This is a genomic window from Enterorhabdus sp. P55, from assembly GCF_009911695.1.
Classification (GTDB): domain Bacteria; phylum Actinomycetota; class Coriobacteriia; order Coriobacteriales; family Eggerthellaceae; genus Enterorhabdus.
Window position 1 is genome coordinate 1 of record NZ_QWKK01000145.1, and the last position, 4317, is coordinate 4317.

Sequence of the window (4317 nt, forward strand, 5' to 3'; positions counted from 1 at the left end):
CCCGCCCCCGCCCCCGCGGCCCTGGCCGCCCGCTCCGGCGGCGCCCCGGTTCCGACGGCCGCCCCCGCCCCTGCGGGCTCGGCCGCCCCGGCCCCGCTCTACGTCATCCCGCGCGTCATCCTCAACGACGCCGGCGTCACCCTCGATGACATGACCGTGCCGTCTGTGGAGAAGGCCGCGGGCGCGCCCATCGCCGTGGTATCCTGTAACCCCCAGGAATACCTGGCCGAGATCATCGCGCTCCTCGCTGAGCCTGCCGTCTGACGGCTCGCCGCCTGCGAGCGCTCTGAACGTGAGGAACATGCCATGGCACTGCCTATCGTCGCCGTCGTGGGCCGCCCCAACGTGGGCAAGTCCACGCTCGTGAACCGCATCGCCCAGGTGGACGAGGCCATCGTCCATGAGATGCGCGGCGTCACCCGCGACCGCTCCTACCACACCGCCGACTGGAACGGAGTGGACTTCACCCTCATCGACACCGGCGGCATCGAGATGGGCGGCGACGACGCCTTCCAGGGCTCCATCACGGCCCAGGCCTTCGAGGCCACGCGCGAGGCTGACGTCATCATCTTCCTCGTGGACGGGCGCACCGGCATCAACGCCGACGATGAGGAGGTGGCGCGCATCCTGCGGCGCTCCTCCAAGCCCATTTTCCTCGCGGTGAACAAGATGGACAACCCTGCGCGCGAGGACGGGCTATGGGAGCTCTACCAGCTCGGCCTCGGCGACCCGTGGCCGGTGAGCGCCATGCACGGCCACGGCACGGGCGACATCCTCGACGAGGTGGTGGCCGAGCTGCGCAAGCTCGACCTCGAGCCGCACGAGGAGGTGCCGGCGGTCAACGTGGCCCTCATCGGGCGCCCCAACGCGGGCAAGTCCTCGCTCACCAACAAGCTCACGAACAACGAGCGCTCCATCGTGTCGGATGTGGCGGGCACCACCCGCGACGCCATCGACACGATGGTGGAGCACGACGGCGAGCTCTACCGCATCGTCGACACGGCGGGCTTGCGCCGCAAGAGCCAGATCGACCAGGACGTGGAGTATTACGGCTTCGTCCGCGCCATGCGCGCCATCGACCGCGCCGACGTGGCGCTTTTGGTGGTTGACGCCTCCATCGGGCTCACCAACGAGGACCAGCGCGTGGCGGGCTACGCCGCCGAGCGCGGCTGCGCCATGGTCATCGTCCTCAACAAGTGGGACCTCGTGGAGGGCCCGGAGGCCAAGGCCGACATCCGCGAGCGCATCGAGGATCGCATGACCTTCGTGGGCTACGCGCCGGTGGTGGCCATCTGCGCGCTCACCGGCAAGAAGGTGGACCGCATCTGGTCGCTCATCGACGAGGCCTACGCCAACTACGCCAAGACCATCCCCACCGCCCAGCTCAACAGCTTCCTCTCCGGCATCCGCGAGTCCGGCCACACCATCTCGAAGGGCAAGGCCATCCTGCGTATGAAGTACGTCACGCAGACGTCCACGTGCCCGCCGCAGTTCACGTTCTTCTGCAACCGCCCGGACATCGTGGACGACAACTACGAGCGCTACCTGGAGAACCGCCTGCGCGAGACGTTCGACCTGACGGGCACGCCCATCCGCCTCAAGTTCAAGAAGAAGGACTAGCCGCGCCCGCACGGCCGGCAAGAAAGGGAAGGCCCGCGCCCCATGCTCTCCGCTCTCGCACTGCTTCTGATCCTGTTCGTCGTCACGTTCCTTTTGGGCTCAGTGCCCTGGGGCGTGGTCATCTCGCGGCTCGTGTACCACAAAGACCTCCGCGAGGAGGGCTCGGGCAACATCGGCACCACCAACGCCATGCGCTCGCTCGGCAAGGCCGGGGGAGCCGCGGTGTTCGTGCTCGACTTCGGGAAGGGCCTCGTCTCGGGGCTTCTGGCCACCGTGTGCGCCTGCTTTTTGCTGGGCTCGCGCGGCCTGACCGGCATCGATGCGGGCGATCCGCTGATCGTGCCGCTCCTGTGCGCGACGGGCTTCGACAAAGTGGACGCCCTAGGCTCGGCGGCGCACGTCGCCCGGTGCGCGTCGCTGGCCGTCGCCTTTGCCGGCTGCACGCTCGGGCACATCTTCAGCCCATGGCTCGGCTGGCACGGCGGCAAGGGCATCGCCGTGGCCGTGGGCGCGCTGTTCTTCGTGTTCGGCCCGGTGGGGGCGCTGCTGGAGATCGCCCTCTTTGCCGTGATCGTGCTGACGACGCGCTACGTCTCGGCGGGCTCGGTGGCCGCGGCGCTGGCGTGTCCGCTGCTTGCCCTCTACTATTACTGGGGCGATTGGCTGTGCTGGGGCGTCATCACGGCGGTGGCGCTCGTGGTGGTGTGGGCGCACCGCGGCAACATCGACCGCCTGCGCCATGGCACCGAGCGCCGCATCGGCGATAAGAAGAAGGCGGCGAGGGAAGGCGAGAGCGCGCAAGGGTAGCGCCGTCGCATCGGAGGAAGGCGAGGGGGGCGCCCGTCCGGGCGAGAGCCGCTCAGGCGGCCGGCGCCCTTTCCGCGAGACAGGCAAGCGAGGAGGCACGCGTCATGAAGATAGCCGTCATCGGGGCCGGGTCGTGGGGCACGGCGCTCGCGCAGGTGCTGGCCGGCAACGGTAACAACGTGGGGCTGTGGGCGCGCAAGCCCGAGGTGGTCAAGGCCATCAACGCCGACCACCGCAACCCCCGCTACCTCACAGACGCCGAGCTCTCGCCGGCCGTCGTGGCCACCACCTCCTACCGCGACACGCTCCTGCGCGCCCGCGGCGTGCTCGTGGTCACCCCCTCCTCGCTCCTGCGCGGCGTGGCCCAGGCGCTCGCCGATGTCATCGACGCCGAGATGCCCGTCCTCATCTGCTCGAAGGGCGCCGAGCCCGAGACGGGGCTTCTGCCGGTGGACGTCATGGAGCAAGAGCTCGGCAACCGCGACCGCATCGCCGTGCTCTCGGGCCCCAACCACGCCGAGGAGGTCATCAAGGGCCAGCCTTCGGCCTCGGTGGTGGCGTGCTCGTCAGAGGAGACGGCGCTGTTCTTCCGCGACCTTCTGGCCAACGACACCTTCCGCGCCTACACGTCGGCCGACTCGGTGGGCGTGGAGCTCTGCGCGGCGTTCAAGAACGTCATCGCCATCGCCGTGGGCATCAGCTACGGGCTGGGCTACGGCGACAACACGGCGGCGCTGCTCATCACGCGCGGCCTGGCGGAGATGAGCCGCATGGTGGTGGCCTGCGGGGGAGAGGCGCTCACCTGCATGGGACTCGCCGGCGCGGGCGACATGGTGGTCACCTGCATGTCGCGCCACTCGCGCAACCGCCGCTTCGGCGAGGAGTACGTGGCTCGCGGCCGCACGCTCGCCGAGTTCGAGGCGGACAACCACATGGTGGTGGAGGGCGCGGCGGCCTGCAAGACGCTTGCCGTGCTCGCGCGCGAGCATGGCGTGGACCTGCCCATCACCGACACCGTCCGCGCGGTGGTGTGGGAGGGGGCTGATGCCCGCAAGGCTGCCCAGCTGCTCTTCGACCGGCCGCTGACCACGGAGTTCTACGGCCTTTAACCCGCGGTGCCGGCGGCTCGCCCCCCCCGGGGGGCTTGGCCCCGGGGGGGGCGCTCGGCCGCAGGGGCTCCGCCTGCGGTGCTCGCGCCAGGTTTCGCGCCAGCAACGAAAGCCATACGCGAACGTGAAGAACGCCCTGCGCCCCGTGCGAGGGCGTTCTTCACGTTCTATGCTGGCGTCAGCCAGGAGGGAGGGGGCCGCGAAGGCCCCGCAAGCTCCTCGCTGACGTTGACAACCCAAGAGGATCGCTGCCTCGTCTCCTGCGTGAACCCTCCTCTCTCTCAATCTCGCGGCGAACCTCATGCATGCGCACGTTCCCCCTTCTCCTCCGTGCGTATTGGAAGCCACCCCGGACCCCCCATCCGGGGTGGCTCTTTTTTTCGGGTCGGGCTGGCGGACTGCCGTGAAGATCGTAGTCCGCAGGGTTCCGGGCAGGATCGGGCCGGTTTTCTGGCAAGCGATGACGGGTTTGCAACCTTTTGCGCCCCGCGGGCGCCGCGAAGGCCGCGGTCTGTGCCGGCGCGCCCCTGGAAAACCCCAGGTCGCGATTTTTCCACCCTGGCTCAGGAGCTCTTGATGGCGGAAGGGACGTTGCAAACCCGTCATCACTTGCCAGAAAAAGCGCGTTTTGCTGCCCGCTAGCTGGCGGGTGGACAGAAGGGGCGAGGTTGGGTGCGCGCGGCGGTGTGCCTGGTGGGGTGGCGGCGAGCGCGCGGCGGGCGGTTGGGGGCGCGCGGCCGGTTCGCGCGGATCGCTGCTGGGGGGCGTTCGACGGGGGGGC

At 69.5% G+C, this 4317-nt stretch carries 3 protein-coding genes and 1 pseudogene; all 4 read left to right on the plus strand.

The window, feature by feature from the left end; translation table 11 throughout:
* Nucleotides 1–264: pseudogene (locus D1643_RS11610) on the plus strand (hypothetical protein); the annotation flags it as partial.
* Between the two features lie 42 nt (nucleotides 265–306).
* Nucleotides 307–1620, plus strand: coding sequence for a ribosome biogenesis GTPase Der (gene der, locus D1643_RS09930; RefSeq protein ID WP_160710467.1), 1314 nt, complete (start codon nucleotides 307–309; stop codon nucleotides 1618–1620).
* A gap of 42 nt (nucleotides 1621–1662) precedes the next feature.
* A complete protein-coding gene (locus tag D1643_RS09935) occupies nucleotides 1663–2427 on the plus strand; it encodes a glycerol-3-phosphate acyltransferase (protein ID WP_160710468.1) in 765 nt (254 codons plus the stop codon).
* 104 nt (nucleotides 2428–2531) lie between these two features.
* A complete protein-coding gene (locus D1643_RS09940; protein ID WP_160710469.1) occupies nucleotides 2532–3536 on the plus strand; it encodes an NAD(P)H-dependent glycerol-3-phosphate dehydrogenase in 1005 nt (334 codons plus the stop codon).
* Nucleotides 3537–4317: the final 781 nt, after the last annotated feature.